This window comes from Citrobacter sp. Cpo091, assembly GCF_030332645.1.
Taxonomy (GTDB): domain Bacteria; phylum Pseudomonadota; class Gammaproteobacteria; order Enterobacterales; family Enterobacteriaceae; genus Citrobacter; species Citrobacter portucalensis.
This window is the reverse complement of sequence record NZ_JAOWHL010000037.1, coordinates 1-16,557: the sequence shown is the minus strand read 5'-3', so window position 1 is coordinate 16,557 and position 16,557 is coordinate 1. Positions and strand designations below refer to the sequence as shown.

Genomic DNA, 16,557 nt, shown 5'->3' with positions numbered 1-16,557 from the left:
ATGGTTTTAAACCGCCCAGGTTTGATACGACAGACCTGTTAACTACCGCCCGGGTTTAGCCCAATAGCCTTACCTTGTGCAATAACAGGGGAAAGACTGAGATCATTTTCCCCATAACCTGAGTTTATAAGGATTACCGGTTTTAAGCGATTTAAAGATTTCAAAGCGATGAAGTTCAGAAAATAACATGCGCCCCACTGTTGTTCAATAGCACGGGCCGTGAGTTTCAGCTTTAATAAACCGGTAATATTTTGCATATCCGCTAATCCCATTCTGGCTGAGCTGATATTTATTCGCTATTTTCGTCTGCAAGGTATATAGCTGCATCTGCAGGGTTATATATACGGTCTGTTGCTGTATTATTATATATATGTCATTACATACTATAGCCATTATCCAGTATCAGCTATCATGAGGCTCCAGCCTCCAATATTATTATCATCTAATAACCATCTGAACCTTGTTGGGTTCACGAAAGGTTTTGAGTAATTCAGTTGTAAATAAATGGGGTCAGGGCATGGGGCTTTGATCTTTATATACAGGTGAATTATGAAGCCATACATTACGTGCAACAATATTCTTGTCACGGATTCAACGCTGGATTATTTCAAAGAAGTTGTTTTCAGTATTCCTTATAATGGTTTGCCAGGCCTACGGCGCCCTTTTTATCGTAATATTGCAGTATTTCTTCAGCACGTTATTTGTGTCGCTACCTGTAGTCGTAAGAACAGGAAAAAAGCAAAGATTAAGGTGAATAAAAAATGGTCTTATTCTGTGCCAGTACCCTTTGAGCTGGGTAGGGCGAAACTCCCTGGAGTTTTCAAGAAAAGTGGGCCGACCAATGAGCGTGCAATGGAGGTACTGGCAAGCACGGGGATTATCAAACTAACCGGGTATTCCAATGCTCAAAGCTCTTGCCGGGAATATGCTGTTTCTCAACTTTTTCTGCGTAAGTTATTTGGCAACGACCGCGAGGCATACCTTAGCCGTCAGGATCGTTACCATTATCTGACTGACATTTTCACCAAGCGTAAAAGTTACTCATTTGATGAACTGATTGGGATTGCCATTGATCGTGGGCAGCGTGCCAAACATGAGCAGTCTAAACGCGATATCCCTAACGCTGCTTTCAGGGAATTAGTAGTGGGGGTCTGGAACAATCTTGAGCCGCTTGAAATCAATCTGGATGCACTGCTGGATTACTATAACGAGAATCCCACTACGAAGAACAAAATATTCATTTTCAATTTTCTCTCTAGACTTGCTGAAACAGGCGTGGAGCTGGTGAAAGACTCACCGTTAACGGTGGCTTACAGGCAATCGTATAAAACTGCGTACATTGGCGGGAGATCCTTTGAAGTTGGTACAGGCTTTCAGAGCCTGCCGTCTGACATGAAGTGGACATGTCTGGCGCGTGGTGTCAATTATGATATCAAAGGGTGCCAGCTTGAGATACTGCGACATGAGCTGTGGTCTGTCGGTGTGTCAGCAAAGAGCCTTGAAGTACTTGAAACGAGCTATATCTGCCGGGTACTGCGCGTTGCGGAAGAGCTGGTTAAGCAATTTCGGTTTTCCAGTGTATTCAATGCTGGTGTTGTTACCCTATCACTTAGATCCAGCACAAGACGCTTGTTGAATCGTGAATTAGGTGAGGCAGAGGCTGAACAAGTACTGAAACGCTGGAAATGTCTTCTGAAACCTTTAAGAAATGATCTGGCTTTATTGCTGGATCATTATGAAGGCACAGCTAAAACCAATCGTTACGGTAAATGCGTTACCAACGCGGTAGGCCAGCCCTTCAATATCATCTACAAAGATATGGCAACGCGTAAACGCTGGAAGTCGGATGTGATGCGCCGAAAATTGTTGTCGCACATGTTACAGGGACTGGAAAGCCAAGCTGTATATGGGTACGTCATCAGCCATAAGGGCGTTTGTGCACTGGAGCACGATGGGTTTGTTTCCTACGAAGAGGTAACTGACTGGTCTCATCCATATCTTTTGATTGAGAAAAAACATTAGAGGAGGTTATCAGCTATGGTGTGTTCCTTAACCTCACTACAAAACAAAAAGTACTGTAGGAACCCTTCAAAATGTGACTTTTGGTTGAAAACAGAGCATTTTAGAGGCGGTTTTATCGCTTAAACGCGTTTTTGCACATGTATGCCATGTCGAACTATACGAAAAACAGTTACGGGACACAGCCTGTCTGAGGGGATTCCCCTATTGGTGAACTCACTATGGCCTTTGAAAGGTACTTGGTTAATGTTAATAACCATAACAGTCATCACCTGTCGGCTGCAGTGAGGGAGAAGAGGTTGCGTGATGAACTTGAGCATAGTACCTTGAGGCCGTGATCAGACCAGGGAACGCAGTTTACCACACTATTACGCTTTCTGGTGGAGGTTATTAACCACGCTGTGGCTTAATCGCTGTCTATATATGGTGAAAACAACCGAACTGATTGCTGGCATTTTTGACTGGTATAGCAGTCGAGGAATATATTATCAGCCAGCGCTTTCGAGTTGGGGGATATTTAACAGCCGGTGAATTAAACATTGCTTTACTTGATGGGGAATTATACCAGATCCATATTGAGGCAGAATTAAAATTTTCATGTTGAAAATTATTTTGTCTCGGCAAGAAAAGATGATTTTCATGATTTATGTGATGTCGAATAGTTGAGGGTAATAAATCCTCTGCGATCTTGAGTCGATGCAAGGTAAAATCGTCACAGACATTAACCTTGACTATTACTGCGTGAGTTTAACGATCGTGATGCCATTTGTGTTGAGTGATTTTTTTTTCGCTGAATAATAGCGGAAATATAAGCACCGATAATGTTTACCACTTGTTGACTGCTCTCTTTAAGCCATTTTAAATGACTCTAAGATGTCTGGATTATCCGTAGCGATTACATGATTGGGGACAAATAGTGTGGAATAATACCTTTCCCTATATTTTTTATGTCCTTCGTCATAAAAACATATGCCTGGTATAGACATGTTAACTTGTTTTTTATGACTGTAGGTCTTGTTTTTTTATTTTTTATTGGTTATTATGTTTTTGTGATTATTTTGAATACAAAATAGTAAGGTGAATATGTCTTTAATCAATAAAAGGTCTTTAAAGTATTCGCAATTGATGTTGCTTCCAAATTCAGCAGAGGCTATTTTTTTTCAAGCCCATTCGTTCATTCGTGATATCGATGGTATGCATGCAGATGAGGCCCTTGACGAATTATGTAAAATAATTCAAATTAAAATTATGGATGAGAAAGATCGTATTGGTGATGAAGTTTTAAATTTCCAAACGTATATCTATAATAGTACTACTGATCTTTATAATAATATAATTGAAATGCAAGGTTGTTTTTTAAATGGAAATGGCAAAGAAAGTAATTATGATAAAAAGATAAAGCTATCTCCTTCTTCTGTATATAAAGTCGTGGAGCTCCTTCAAAAATACAATTTTACCAAAACACCATTTGATATTAAAGGTCGGGCTTTTCAGAATCTTTTCCTACCATCAGTTCGTGCAGGTATGGGGCAATATTTTACACCGTTGCCAATTGTTAAGTTTATTATTGAATGTGTGAGGCCTACACCGCATGATTATATATTAGATCCTTTTTGTGGTTCAGGTCATTTTTTAACTGAATCAATGAGATTCGTTTGTGAGAATTATAGTGATTCATATCATTTAAAAAAAATACATGAAAAATATTTTGGTATAGAAAAAAGTGAGCGAATTGCTAGAGTAGCCAGTACTGATTTTAAATTAAGTGGGAGTGAAGAGGTAAATATTGAATGCAATGATTCTCTTTTACCATTCGTCAACTATAATAATATAAAACCCGAATCATTTGATTATGTTTTAACCAATCCTCCTTTCGGATCTCTATTGGGAAAAGAAAGTCTTTTATTTCTCGATGATTTTTTCCTCTCGAAAGAAAAGAAAACTATCCCGCTTGAGATTTTAGGGGTTGAGAGGTCAATTCAATTTCTAAAGCCTGGTGGGAAATTAGTAATTGTTATTCCAGATGGTATTTTGGTTAATACTCAAACAAAATATGTTCGTGAGTGGTTAAATAGGACGGCAATTATAAGTGCCATTATAAGTTTACCGCCCGAAACGTTTACGCCATATGGTGCTAACGTTAAAACAAGTATTATATTTTTACAAAAAAAATCTAAAGTTAAAAAAGAAGCAAAAACATTTATGGGGAGGTTTAATCATTCTCCTGATGATATTAATAGTGTTGAATTTATTGAAATGAAAGAACAATTAAAAGATCATCTTCAGAGGGAGGGCTGGTAATGTTATTTAGTATAGTATCCGAGGAGGAATTAACATCGTCGCCGCGGTGGAATGTCGAGAGTTTTTTGCTTGTGAAAGACATTTGTTCAACTCATTCCGATTTTGAGATGACAGCTTTATATAATCTGGTCACGCTAAGAAAGGAATCTATCAACCCTTTTGATTTTCCCGAAAAAAAATATAACTATATAGGGTTAGAAAATATTTCTCAAAATGATGGAGAGTTAATAGGTGATATAAAAAAGGTTGGATTTGATATTAAATCTCGAAGCAGGGTCTTTTACTCTGGTGATGTACTATACGGTAAGCTGAGACCAAATTTGAATAAATGCTTGCTCGTAGATAAAGATATTGATGGAATTTGTTCTAGTGAAATTATAGTTCTCATCCCTAATCTGAAATTAATAAATCCAGTATATTTGAGAGAGCTGCTTTTGTCTAAATATGTATCAGAGCACGTTATGTCAATGACCTCAGGTGCGACTTTACCTCGGCTAAATGTACAGGAATTTTTAGAGCTTAAGGTTCCTTTTCCTCCGCTAAATATGCAGGTTGAAATTTCTAATCGATTGCTTAGGAAAAGAGAAATTATCAACTCGTATGAAGATAAAATTAATAAATTGAAAAAAACAATTTCTTTAGAGTTCAATGCTTTTATTGAGAAAAAGATAATTAATGATGAAACTGATATGTGAGTTATTGTTATTAACATTCTATACTTGGATGTGATAACTTAATTTAATCTCGCCATCAATTGTTCGATAGGCGAGATTTATTTATTGAAGAATTTAATTAGTTAAATCGGACTCAGGCCATAAATATCTTAAGGCATCTTGATAATTATTATGTTCTCTTATTCGTAAATACATGTCATTTTTTGACATGCCGAGTGTTCTAATTCCTAACTTTTCAGCTGCATCTCTTAATTCCGATGTTGAGAAGTGATTACACTCTTCATTGGGAAAGTTCCGATGAATAAAACTAATATAATCATTAATCACGCTATTTGCTACACGAAGACGTCGGAATATTTTTTTTGCTTCAGGTCCTCTTGTTTTGAGCATCCTTACTAACCCACCAAAATTTGCAGCATAGGATACATTATCAGATGGGCGAGTATTTTGTGGGCCGCTAATCCTTTCCCTCTTACCCTGCTCGTTAAGTGGTTCTCCTTCATGTTGACAAGAAAATGGAGAACAATTATCCGGGCAATGTGCAGGATTAACGAAAGAGCCGCCTCTTGCAATATGTAATTGATCTCTAATGATCGTTAATGACTTAGCTTCCCCAAAAAAAACATCTACTATTTGCGGGCAATAATGAAATTGATCAATTTTTTTCCAATTCCACACCAACACCAGTAGAGCATCAAAATCATCTAGCTCGGAGTAAAGTACATCAAAATGTGCCTTAGACTCATCAGCTCCAGCATTCATCGATTTTGCTTCTACACGAAAATACTCTCCAGTTTTATCTGACGAATTCCATAATGTACTTGAACCCACACAAGCGAAATCATGATATTGATGGGATGGAAACCATGCCATTTCAAAGAAAGAATGACCTGTTTCACGCAGAGTATTATTGATTTCATAACCCCATAAAGCTTCAAGCAGCCCTCCCATGCCGCTTCCAATTTTTGCACCTCGGGTCCTCAAAACCCTTTCGCAAAAAATATTAATTTTCTCGCATGCTAAAGGAAGAACTTCTTTGACTAAAACATATGCTCTTTTTTTATCTTCAATATCCATTATTGATATCCCTACTATGTGTAATTTATAGTGTTATGATAACTCTTTACATTGGCTGTGAAAATAACCAACTTTTACTAAAGATTAAAAGCAGTGTCGGTTAGTGGGGGCATTCTATAGTTTGATCATAATCACGTAACTTGACTTTCTATGATTTAAGAGGCATGTCATCCCTCATTCGAATAAAAATGTTTATTTTCGATTTGTTATGATGATGAGGTATGTTACTACATGCAATTTACACGAGAGGAAATGAGTTAATGCTCTGATCTAAAAGAGCAGCATATTTGCGCTACTGTGTCTTCATAGCAAAATCTCTGATCCTACCCGCCTAATGTGGACACGGACCTAAGCGATATTTTCGTTTTCAAATTGTTCCGGGCTGAGACCGCTGCACGCACTGTGCCGATGCCAGCGATTGTGATCACACTCGATATAATTAAACACTGCCGTTCGTATGATTTCCCGGCTGGCAAAGTGTTCTCCGTGAACACATTCCACTTTCAGCGAGTGAAATAAGCTTTCCACGCAGGAATTATCGTAACATCAGCCTTTACATTCATGCTACCGCGCAGATTATACCGCTTCAGCAGCGCCTGGTAATCCGCTGAACAGTACTGACCGCCACGGTCCGTATGAACGATGACATTTTCGGGACGTTTCCGCCGCCAGAGCGCCATTTTCGGCGTATTACAGGTCAGTTGGGCCGTCATCTGGGATGACATCGACCAGCCGATATCGGCTCATGGAGATGCCCTGTGTTATTGAGGGATGGAAAAACAGAGGGATTATAACGCTGGATGAGGACTGCAAATAATAATCGTAAAATCAGATATTTAAGAAAGTGTAGGTTAAAATATAGCTTTTATAATTTAGTGAAAAATAAACGTTATTAATCAGTGTGTTCACACCAATGCATCATTGGGGTGTGGTTCGTGAAGTCCGTATCAAGTGACTCTTTCATATCGCTTTTGCTCTTTTTTTAATCTTTTTGGGGACCTGGGCAGTCTCACGTGAGCCCCTGGAAACTCACATAAACCCACAAATTTGTCATTCGAAAGCCGCCTGATGGGCAGTAACGACGAGCGTTGGCTCGACCTGAATGGTCTATCTTATCACCGACAACGACCGAGATTCATCCGTAGGTTTTACCGCCAGGGTGCTGACGGATTATTGATTTTCCGGCAAAGCATAATTCTGGCAGTACAGATAGGGGATCCCCTCTTTGGTAATCAGGTATGTCTCGCTGTTCAGCGCAAAAAAATCGACGTTGGATACACTGGTGTTGGTCAGGAAAAAATCGGGGAGGAGTTCCTGAATAAGGCTGGCGGGAGCTGTTTCGCGATTGGAAATTTGGATTTTCTGTGAAATCCAAACCGGGCTTGAGCCGTAGCTGGATTGTGTAAAAAGTACCATGCGTTGCACGGTTTGCTCATTATTTTCGGCATCTTTGATAATACCATCAATATTCACAATACCTTTACTGCCCCCGGTTTTAATATCAATAATCCCTCGGAACGAGCTTGTATTGCGTACAATTTCGATGGCGGAGCGGCAGGTGAGATCATGTAACTCGCCATTGTTCTTACTGTACCGATAGACGACAGTAAGAATAAGCGCAGCAAAACAAAACAGCAGGATAATACCTGTCTGGATGCGGGAAGTTCGGGGATATAAGTTCATTAGCTATCATACCGTGGGTAATATACCGACTGACAGGCATTTTCTTGCCTGGCTTTTATCGGTGAGCGACACACCAGTACGGACAGTTTCTTAGACTCAGGATAGGTCGTGATATAGATAAATTTATGGCTCTGACACAGTCCTGGGTTTTTGTCGATAAACGCGGTATGCCGGGAGAAATTACTGGCATCGTTATTGAAATAATACTGACAGCCAGTGGGTGCTTTATCCGCAGCGATATAGCCGGAGAAATAATCATCGCTGGCTTGCCACGGATATAATATAAGCACACAAATTATCAGGGTAAGTGCCAACATTACTGTTTCTGCAGCCGTTATCAAAGGTTGACGCGGTGTGTCAGCCAAAAATTCCTCAATGGTGGCATCTGGCGCTAAGGATTCTTCAGCAGAAGCAGAGTTCTCCTCCGGTGTTTCAATGACCTGAATATCAAACTCTTCTTGAATGATCAGCCCTTTGCGGGGGATCGTTGTGATCAGCGGTTGTTCAAGCTCCAGCTGCAGTAAGCTTTTACGCAACGAGAGAATGCTTTGATAAAAGGCGTTGAAACTCACCTGCCGGTGATTTTTACCCCAACCGAATTCCAGTAATTCGTTTTGAGAAACCACTTGCCCGCGATGTTGAATAAGTAATAAAAGACATAACGACGCTGAGTGTTTGAGTTTTATCCGCTGATTGGGGTGATCTACCCGCGCCAGACATTGTGTGGCTGGGGTAAATATTATTTTATTTTCAATCAGATAACTGACATTGCCAGTCTCAGACATATTGTCTCTACTCTTGATGATGCGTCTGGTGGTTGTTTAGTCATGATACCACTGAGCCTATAAAGACCACCAGCATGGACCTGATTCCACAGCGAGAACCGCGAAGTGTTGCAATTTGGTATCATGATATAACAAGAATGATAACTTTTTAATGAAAATAAAACCCATTAAAATCAATTGATTGCATCTTTTTGGCTACTCTGCAAAGAACAGAAAGATGAAAAAATGTCGACAAAGATGATTGCCATTAATTCTTTATGGACAGCGCCATATACTGCCTGACACCACCACGCGAAAACAGCATGAACCTTAACGCGTCAATGGCACCAGGGAATGCCGGTGGTAGATGTAGATGGGAATAAATGTCAGCTTGTTTGCGAGCTGACATTTATTTTTAGTGCCGAGTAAATTTAACCATCTTTTTGACTAAGCCATAATTTGCGGTAGAGAGTCCCATGTTCCAGAAAGAAATTGAAAATGCTGTAGTGCTCGTTGGCGATGAAATGAAGAAGTCGGATAATGCCTGGCTGTCGTTACGTAAAAAACGTCAGCGTATTGATTTGAAGACCGATGGACAAATCTTATTTCTGGAGAAAGGGACTGTCTCTGTTTATCGTGTGGAAAACGATTTAGTCACCGTGAGTATTTCTGCACCTGCTATTCTCGGCCTGCCACAAATGCGTACGGAAGTGGCTGGCCACTATTTGCGTTGTGATACCGATTGTGAAATGTGGGCGATGAGCGTACAAAATGCCGATCACCTGTTTACGACCAAAAACTTATGGAAGCAGGCGTTTGATATCTTAACGCATCATCTTCAACGTTATTTTCAGCGTGAAGCGTTGCAGTCGCACCGTACTATTCGTGAGCAGATTATTGAACACGTAAAATATATCTGGTCGATGGAGCCAGAGGTTCGCGAGAAAACATCCGTGTATACTTTTATTTTGACCCGTAACCATATTTCACGTAGTGCCATCCATAAGGTGTTACAGGAGCTGGTTAATGACGGGAAAATCACCCTGAATCGTGGAAAGCTCTCTTTTTGCACGCCGTTATAAATTCATGCGCTCCCCGGCAAAATGTAAGGGAGCGCAACCGATCAACGTTCTCTGAGTGCTTCCGCGCGTGCGCGAATAATCGGTTTTAACAGGTAGCTCAGAATCGTTTTCTTGCCGGTGAGAATATCGACGCTCGCCACCATGCCGGGAATGATCAGCATCGGATGCTCTTTTGTTCCCAGGTAATTTTTATCCGTCTGCAAACGCACAATATAAAAGCTTCGCCCCTGCTTATCGGTAACGGTGTCCGGGCTTATCTGCACTACTTCGCCTTGCAGACCGCCATAGATGGTGTAATCGTAAGCGGTAAATTTCACCATCGCATGTTGACCCGGATGGAGGAAGGCGATATCGCGCGGCTGGATTTTGGCTTCGATTAACAGTTTGTCATCCAGCGGAACGATTTCCACCAGATCGCTGCCCGGTTGAATGACGCCGCCGATAGTATTCACCATCACCTGCTGGACGATACCCCGCACCGGTGAGGTGACCATGGTACGGTTCACCCGATCCTCCAGTGCTTTAACGCTTGCCTGGGTTTTACTCAGATTGGTGCGAGCTTCATTGAGTTGGGCCAGCGCATCGCTCTGGAAACGGCCACGGCTTTCACCGATTTTATTCTCAATCTCTTTAATTTCTGACGTAGCCTTGGGCAGCGACAGGCTAATAGAATTGAGCTGCCCGGCGGTTTCCACTTCGGTACGACGCAGTCGCAACAGTTCGACTTTTGAAATGGCGCCTGAAGCGAGCAGCGGCTCGGACATTTTGATTTCCTGACGGATTAACCCGAGGCTGTGCTTAAACTGATCCTCCTTTGAGTCAAAGTCGCGCAGTTCCTGTTTTTTCTGCACCAGCTGTTCTTCGAGCCCGGAAATTTCGTTGTGAAATTGTTCCCGGCGGCTGTTGTACAGCTCGGTTTCTCCCCGGGCGACTTCCGGCGCCTGGCTGGCTATCTCGGGTGAAATCACAAAGTCCCGGTTTTCAACTTCCGCCGTCAGGCGTTCTACCTTGGCGCGCAGACCGAGTTTGTCGGCTTCAGTTTCACCCACGTTGGAGGCGAAGCGCGTGTCATCTAGGTGCAGTAGTGGAGTTCCGGCGTTAACGATTTGCCCTTCATGCACGTACAGCTCGGTGACAATTCCCCCTTCCAGGTTCTGGATTTTTTGCAGTTTTGATGAAGGGATCGCTTTGCCTTCACCGCGTGTCACTTCATCAATTTTTGCAAAACCAGCCCAGATGAAGGACAGCACCACCAGCGCGAGGATCACCCACAACGTCAGTCGTATCACTCTTGGGGCATCATCAATTATGGCCTGGCTAACCTCATTAATACTGTCGGTTTGATTTTCATCACGACCGCGAAAATAGTGCTGCATGTGACTGCGGGCACGAGTCAGGAGATCAGCGAGACGCATTAATTTGCCCCTTTTTCAACGCATCCATCACTACCCCTTTCGGACCGTCTGCGATGATGCGACCTTTATCAACAATAATCAGACGGTCAACCAGCGACAGCATGGAAGCGCGGTGCGTGACCAGTAATAACGTTTTTCCCGCAATACAGGGGGCCAGCGCGTGTTTGATCTTCTCTTCGCTGGTGTTGTCCATTGAACTGGTGGGTTCATCCAGTAGCAGGAGAGGGGGATCAAGCAACAGTGCACGCGCGAGCGCCACCGCCTGCCGTTGCCCACCGGAAAGCTGGGAGCCGCGTTCGCCGACCTGCAGGTTATAGCCGTCGGGATGCAGGCGTGCGAATTCGTTGACGCCAGCCAGTTCTGCCGCTCGCAGCATCGTTTCGTCATCGACATAGCGCGCTCCGCACAGCAGGTTATCGCGCAGCGTGCCGTTGAATAGCTGGATGTCCTGTGGCACGTAGCCGATGCTGTGGCGCAGATCGTTCACATCCAGCTGACGAGAGTCGATACCATCGATCAGCAGGTTCCCGGCGCTCGGCTGGTATAAATTGACGATTAGTTTACTCAGCGAACTTTTACCGGAACCGCTGCGCCCGATAATGCCGATGCGCTCGCCGGGCTGAATGGTCAGGTTAATTTTGTGCAGCGACAGGTTTTGTTGCTCCGGGTAGCTGAAATCCACATCGCGAAATTCAATGCTGCCCTGTAACTGTTCACGCTTGAGCGGGTTTTCATCCGCACGGCGCTCCTGCGTCAGCGACATCATTTTCTCAGTATTTTTGATGGTCAGTTTCGCCTGCTGATAGCGGGCGATAAGGCCGGTGAGCTGACCCAGCGGCATGAGTGCCCGGCCGTTAAGCATGTAGCAGGCGATCAAGCCACCCATACTCAGTTTGCCGTCGATAATCATGTACACCCCGACGATGATCATCACCACGCCTGAAATTTGCTGGAACCAGCCGGTGAGGTTGCTGGCCAGGCTGGACAAGGTTTTCACCCGCAGTTCGAGACGGCTCAGGCTGCCCAGTGTTTGTTCCCACTGGAACTGGCGTTCGCTTTGGGCATTATTCACTTTGATGGCATCCAGACTGCTCAGGGTTTCAATCAGTAGCGCCTGGCGTTCGCTGGCGAGATTCATGGTTTTTGCCACCGCAGCGTTGACCGGCTTTTGTAGTGCCCAACTGCACAACAGGGCAATCGGTAATGTCAGTACCGGGATCCATGCCAGCGCGCCGCCGATAATGCCAATAACAATCAGCAGCAACAGGGTGAAGGGCAAATCGATAATTGTCGTCAAAGTGAGGGATGAGAGGAAATCACGCAGTGACTGAAACTCGTGAATGTTTTGTGCAAAGCTGCCCACGCGCGCCGGGCGCTCTTTCATCTCCATACCGACAATGCGCTCAAACAGGGTTGAAGAGATGATGAGATCGCTTTTCTTACCTGCAATATCAAGGCAGATACCGCGCAGCATTTTTAAAATCAGATCAAAGACAAAAGCCAGGCAGATGCCGACTGCCAGCACCCATAGTGTGACCGTTGCCTGGTTTGGCACGACGCGGTCATACACATTCATGGTAAAGAGCGGTGTGCCGAGCGCAATCAGGTTGATTAACAGACTGGCCAATACCGCATCCATATACAGAAAACGCGACAGCTTCAGCGTGTCTTTAAACCAGGATTTGGTACGCGGCAGAAAGGCCTCTGCCTGCAAATCGAATTCGTGGCGCGGATGCGCAAAAATGACTTTGCCCGCATAGTTTTGCTCAAGCGTGGCGGCATCAACGCAAATTTCCCCACCTTCGCTTTCGCTGGGCATAAAGCGGGCGCTGCCGTCATCGTTCCATGCCAACAACACCCCGGTTCCCCCTGCGTTCAATAACAAGACAGCAGGCAGAGACATTGCCGGAATTTTATCGAGCGTGCGCGTGACGACTCGCGCCTTTAAACCGGCCCTTGCTGCCGCGCGTGGAAATATATTTAGCGTGAGCCGATCGTTTTCTAATGGCAGGCCACTGCTTAATGTTGAACGACTCGCCGGTTTACCATGCAGAGAACACAGAATCAGTAAGCTATCTAATAACGGGTCGTCATTATGGCTACGTGGGTCGTGATGTTGAGAATTAGGGGTAGCGTAATTCTCAGGGACGTCATTTAATAATTCGGCTTGTGCACTCATTTTCGCAACCATTCTGACCGTGCACTATTAAATAATAGCAAGCTAATTATAAGCGTGCAGGTCAGGGATTTATTGGGGATTAATAATTATTAATGAAGTTCCGGTAAGCTATTTTCTTCTGCTGAATCTACCGGTTGCCCCGAAGGCGGCGGTGTGATTTTTAAAATATTCATTAATTCCCCGGTGCGTTCGCTAATACGATAGCCACTGGTCATGGCCAGATAACGTAATTCAACAAGACGGCGTTTAGAGGAGAACACTTCATTTTCACTATCGAGTAAATCCAGCAGCGTACGCTCGCCAAGACTAAATTGATCCTGATAAGCCGTGCGCACTTTGACACTGCGGTCGGCATATTCTTCCGCCGAAGGAAGCTGGGCGCGAGCGTTTTGCAGTGCGGTCCAGGCCAGGCGTAGCTCCTGATTCAGCTGGCGCAGCGTGTTATTACGTACATCCTGAGCCTGCTTGTGCAGATAAGCGCGGGAGTTCATGTTGGCTTTGTCGCTGCCGCCCTGGTACAGGTTGTAATGCAGTTTGACCATCGCTTCCCACTCTTCGGTGTGTGCGCTGGTGGTATCGGTGTTGTTGCTAATCCCGCGGGAAAGCTCAACGTCCACACGTGGATAGAAGGTGGATTTCGACGATTCATACTGCTGGTGCGCAGCTTCGATATCCGCATTGGCAGACTTCAGTAATGGATTATTTTTTTCCATCCGACTTTTGGCATCTTCCAGCGAGGTTGGCAGCTGAGAGTCAATGCTCTCTGGCTGGCTTAAGCCCTGCGGATCCATGCCCGTCACGCTGACAAAGGTGGTTTTCGCGTCTTCAAGGTTAGTTTGCTCGGTCAGCAGGTTGTTTCGCGCCTGCGCCAGACGCGCTTCGGCCTGCATAAAATCCCCGGAGCGCCCAACGCCCTGATCGGTACGCAGTTTTATCTGGTCGTAAATGCGCTCGTGGTTCGCCAGATCGTCTTCAGCAAGGCGCACAAACTCTTCGCGTTGCAGCACGTCGAAATAGGCCTGAATCACCGCATAAGCGGTGCTTTCACTGGTGTTCATCACACCATAGGCGCGTGAGTCAACGGTCGCTTTTTGTCGCGCCACTTCGCTGTTGGTCGCAAAGCCGTTAAACACATTCTGCTCGAGGCTGATAGTCGCCTCGTTAGGTGATTGAGTCAGACCGTTATTGCGTCCTGCAGCGCGGGTAGTTGCATCATCAACATTTTTGCGCCCGGCCTCGGCATTTAAATTCAGTGATGGCAAATAGCCACCTTGTGCCGCCCGCAGATCTTGCTCCGAGGAATAACGGCTATTTATTGCAGCATTAACTTCAGGATGATTCGCTAATGCATCTTTAACGGTATTTTGTAAGTCTTCTGCGTTTACTGCATTTATTGAAAAACATGAAAGCAGAAAAACTAAAAACTTCTTCATGACATGAATGCCCTATATCTCACGGTTATGACATCCAGGTGTCGTCGCTATCATCCATTTTTACAAACACGTTATATTAATTAACAAATATGAATTGTCTTAATTGATGGCTGTAATCAGCTATTCAGCGACATGTTTTGTCACATCGTGTTTTATTTTTGGTTATTTTTTATTATATTCATTTGCCAGTCAAGTCTCATGTAATTGCATTCTATAAAATGTGTTTTTTTCTACATTGAGATATTAATGTTTACATTAATTGAATGTGATATTTGTTCGTTAATGTATTAACGAGTTTATAAAAATAATGATGGTAATTAAGTGAGGTTACGGTGAGCAAATTACTCGGTGTGATCAAAGCAATTATTGGACAGGTTTACGTAGTTGATGCCAATGGTGCACAACGACTGGTTCATGAAGGCGACAGGGTATATAGCGGTGAAGAAATTGTGACCGGTGCCAGCGGCGCGGTAAGTATCTCTTTACCAGACGGAAAAACGCTGGATATAGGCCGTAATAGCCATTGGGGTGAGCACGGGCTACAGGTCAGCCATCATCCGGAAAGTAGTGCTCAGGATATTGCCGCCGCACAAAAGGCCATTGCCGATGGCGCTGACCCGACGCAGGTGCTGGAAGCCACCGCGGCGGGTAATGAAGCACCGGTAACATTAGAAGGTGGCGGCGGGGGGCACACTCTGGTTCAGCTTGAATTGACCGGGCAGGTGGTTGATCCGACAGCAGGTTTTAACACCAAAGGCCTGGGAAGCCCGAACTGGGATATCAATCTGCCGATAGGGGGAGTTACCGCAGTTTCCGCGAGTGTTTTCCCGCCTGAGGTACAAATTACCGAGTTTGCCGGCAACGACGGTTTCATTAACAAAAGCGAATTCCATCAGACCCATTTAAGCGGCACCAGTAATCAAAATCACATCACACTCACCTTCACCGATAGCCAAAAAAACACATTCACCGTTACTGTTCCGGTGAGCAACGGGCACTGGAATATTGATACCGATCTGGGGGGACTGGTCCCGGGAAATGTAACAGTGGTGGCAATAGCCACCGATGTGACGGGACGAACGGCAGAAAGTTTTGATCATGCGCTGATTGATATTACCGGACCACACATCGACATTACCGTTGATAACGTCACGCCGGATAACCTCATTAACTACGAAGAGTCGCGTCAACCGCAAACCCTGATCCACGGGTCGGTCGGCGGCGATACTAAACCCGGCGATATCGTTACTTTATTGGTTGATGGTAAAGAATATACCGGTGTTGTTACCGACCCCGGAAATGGGACTCTGACTTATACCATCCCGGTACTGACCCAGGGGTTACTGCATGACCCGAACATTCACGCCACATTAACTTCTACTGACGACGCAGGAAACACCACCATTGTTTCCACGGATCATCACGTCAATAACGACCTGTATGCGCAAAATGCCGTGACCATTGAAACGGTGGCGAATGATGATGTCGTCAACGCTAATGAGTCTCGTATGCCGACCATTATTTCTGGCATTGCCAGCGGTGATGCGAAAGCGGGTGATCCGGTTACGTTGACCATTCAGGGCAAAGCGTTTCACGGCACGGTTTTCGACGATCATGGCCAGCTACGCTATGAAATCGTTGTGCCTTCCGCAACTCTCAAAGAGGGGGCTAACGATGTACAGGTGACGCTGGTAAGCCATGACGCGGTAGGCAATGAAGCCACTGCCGTGACGCACCGCACCGTGGTGCTGGACACCCAGGCGGCCAACGCCATCAGCATTGATACCGTGGCAGGGGATAATGTCGTGAACCGCAGTGAATCGCGGATGCCGACGCTGATTAGCGGGGCGGTGACCGGGGATGCACAGCCGGGCGATAACGTTGCGGTGGCGGTGAACGGCAGGACCTTTACCGGCCTGGTGGTGACCGA

At 44.7% G+C, this 16,557-nt stretch carries 12 protein-coding genes and 1 pseudogene; 5 read left to right on the top strand and 8 right to left on the bottom strand.

Annotated elements, in window-relative coordinates; all coding sequences use genetic code 11:
- Window positions 1–38 precede the first annotated feature (38 nt).
- Window positions 39–257: a hypothetical protein gene (locus OGY04_RS15285; protein WP_128482215.1), complete on the bottom strand. Its 219-nt coding sequence runs from the start codon at window positions 255–257 to the stop codon at window positions 39–41.
- Between the two features lie 292 nt (window positions 258–549).
- On the opposite strand from OGY04_RS15285, the gene OGY04_RS15280 reads away from it, so the two are divergent.
- The 3 genes from OGY04_RS15280 (at window position 550) to OGY04_RS15270 (ending at window position 5,015) form a co-directional block, all read left to right on the top strand.
- A complete protein-coding gene (locus OGY04_RS15280) occupies window positions 550–2,022 on the top strand; it encodes a hypothetical protein (RefSeq protein WP_286585556.1) in 1,473 nt (490 codons plus the stop codon).
- A gap of 1,080 nt (window positions 2,023–3,102) precedes the next feature.
- On the top strand, window positions 3,103–4,320 hold the full coding sequence (locus tag OGY04_RS15275; protein ID WP_286585554.1) for an HsdM family class I SAM-dependent methyltransferase: 1,218 nt from the start codon (window positions 3,103–3,105) through the stop codon (window positions 4,318–4,320).
- Window positions 4,320–5,015, top strand: a complete 696-nt coding sequence (locus OGY04_RS15270) for a restriction endonuclease subunit S (RefSeq protein WP_286585552.1) — start codon at window positions 4,320–4,322, stop codon at window positions 5,013–5,015. The genes OGY04_RS15275 and OGY04_RS15270 overlap by 1 nt, the downstream gene beginning before the upstream one ends.
- A 93-nt stretch (window positions 5,016–5,108) precedes the next feature.
- On the opposite strand, the gene OGY04_RS15265 is transcribed toward OGY04_RS15270, so the two are convergent.
- From OGY04_RS15265 to OGY04_RS15250, 4 genes and pseudogenes are all read right to left on the bottom strand, one after another.
- Window positions 5,109–6,071, bottom strand: coding sequence for a hypothetical protein (locus tag OGY04_RS15265; protein WP_286585550.1), 963 nt, complete (start codon window positions 6,069–6,071; stop codon window positions 5,109–5,111).
- Between the two features lie 348 nt (window positions 6,072–6,419).
- A pseudogene (locus OGY04_RS15260) lies at window positions 6,420–6,814 on the bottom strand (IS3 family transposase); the annotation flags it as partial.
- 427 nt (window positions 6,815–7,241) lie between these two features.
- Window positions 7,242–7,754 (bottom strand): YqeJ family protein, encoded by a 513-nt coding sequence (locus OGY04_RS15255; protein WP_267452490.1) that lies wholly within the window; start codon window positions 7,752–7,754, stop codon window positions 7,242–7,244.
- Entirely contained in the window at window positions 7,754–8,539 is a 786-nt protein-coding gene (locus OGY04_RS15250) for a winged helix-turn-helix domain-containing protein (protein ID WP_252429451.1), read from the bottom strand. Before OGY04_RS15250 ends, OGY04_RS15255 begins: the two co-directional genes overlap by 1 nt.
- Before the next feature lie 455 nt (window positions 8,540–8,994).
- On the opposite strand from OGY04_RS15250, the gene OGY04_RS15245 reads away from it, so the two are divergent.
- Window positions 8,995–9,600: a helix-turn-helix domain-containing protein gene (locus OGY04_RS15245; RefSeq protein ID WP_008785664.1), complete on the top strand. Its 606-nt coding sequence runs from the start codon at window positions 8,995–8,997 to the stop codon at window positions 9,598–9,600.
- A gap of 41 nt (window positions 9,601–9,641) precedes the next feature.
- On the opposite strand, the gene OGY04_RS15240 is transcribed toward OGY04_RS15245, so the two are convergent.
- The 3 genes from OGY04_RS15240 to OGY04_RS15230 form a co-directional block, all read right to left on the bottom strand.
- Window positions 9,642–11,015: an HlyD family type I secretion periplasmic adaptor subunit gene (locus OGY04_RS15240; protein ID WP_286585547.1), complete on the bottom strand. Its 1,374-nt coding sequence runs from the start codon at window positions 11,013–11,015 to the stop codon at window positions 9,642–9,644.
- Window positions 11,002–13,194 (bottom strand): type I secretion system permease/ATPase, encoded by a 2,193-nt coding sequence (locus OGY04_RS15235; RefSeq protein ID WP_286585546.1) that lies wholly within the window; start codon window positions 13,192–13,194, stop codon window positions 11,002–11,004. The genes OGY04_RS15240 and OGY04_RS15235 overlap by 14 nt, the downstream gene beginning before the upstream one ends.
- Window positions 13,195–13,283: 89 nt before the next feature.
- The gene (locus OGY04_RS15230) at window positions 13,284–14,627 is read right to left on the bottom strand and encodes a TolC family outer membrane protein (protein WP_286585545.1); all 1,344 of its coding nucleotides are present in this window, start codon (window positions 14,625–14,627) and stop codon (window positions 13,284–13,286) included.
- A 332-nt stretch (window positions 14,628–14,959) separates the two neighbouring features.
- On the opposite strand from OGY04_RS15230, the gene OGY04_RS15225 reads away from it, so the two are divergent.
- A partial coding sequence (locus tag OGY04_RS15225; RefSeq protein ID WP_286585543.1) for a retention module-containing protein occupies window positions 14,960–16,557 on the top strand: 1,598 nt, incomplete at its 3' end.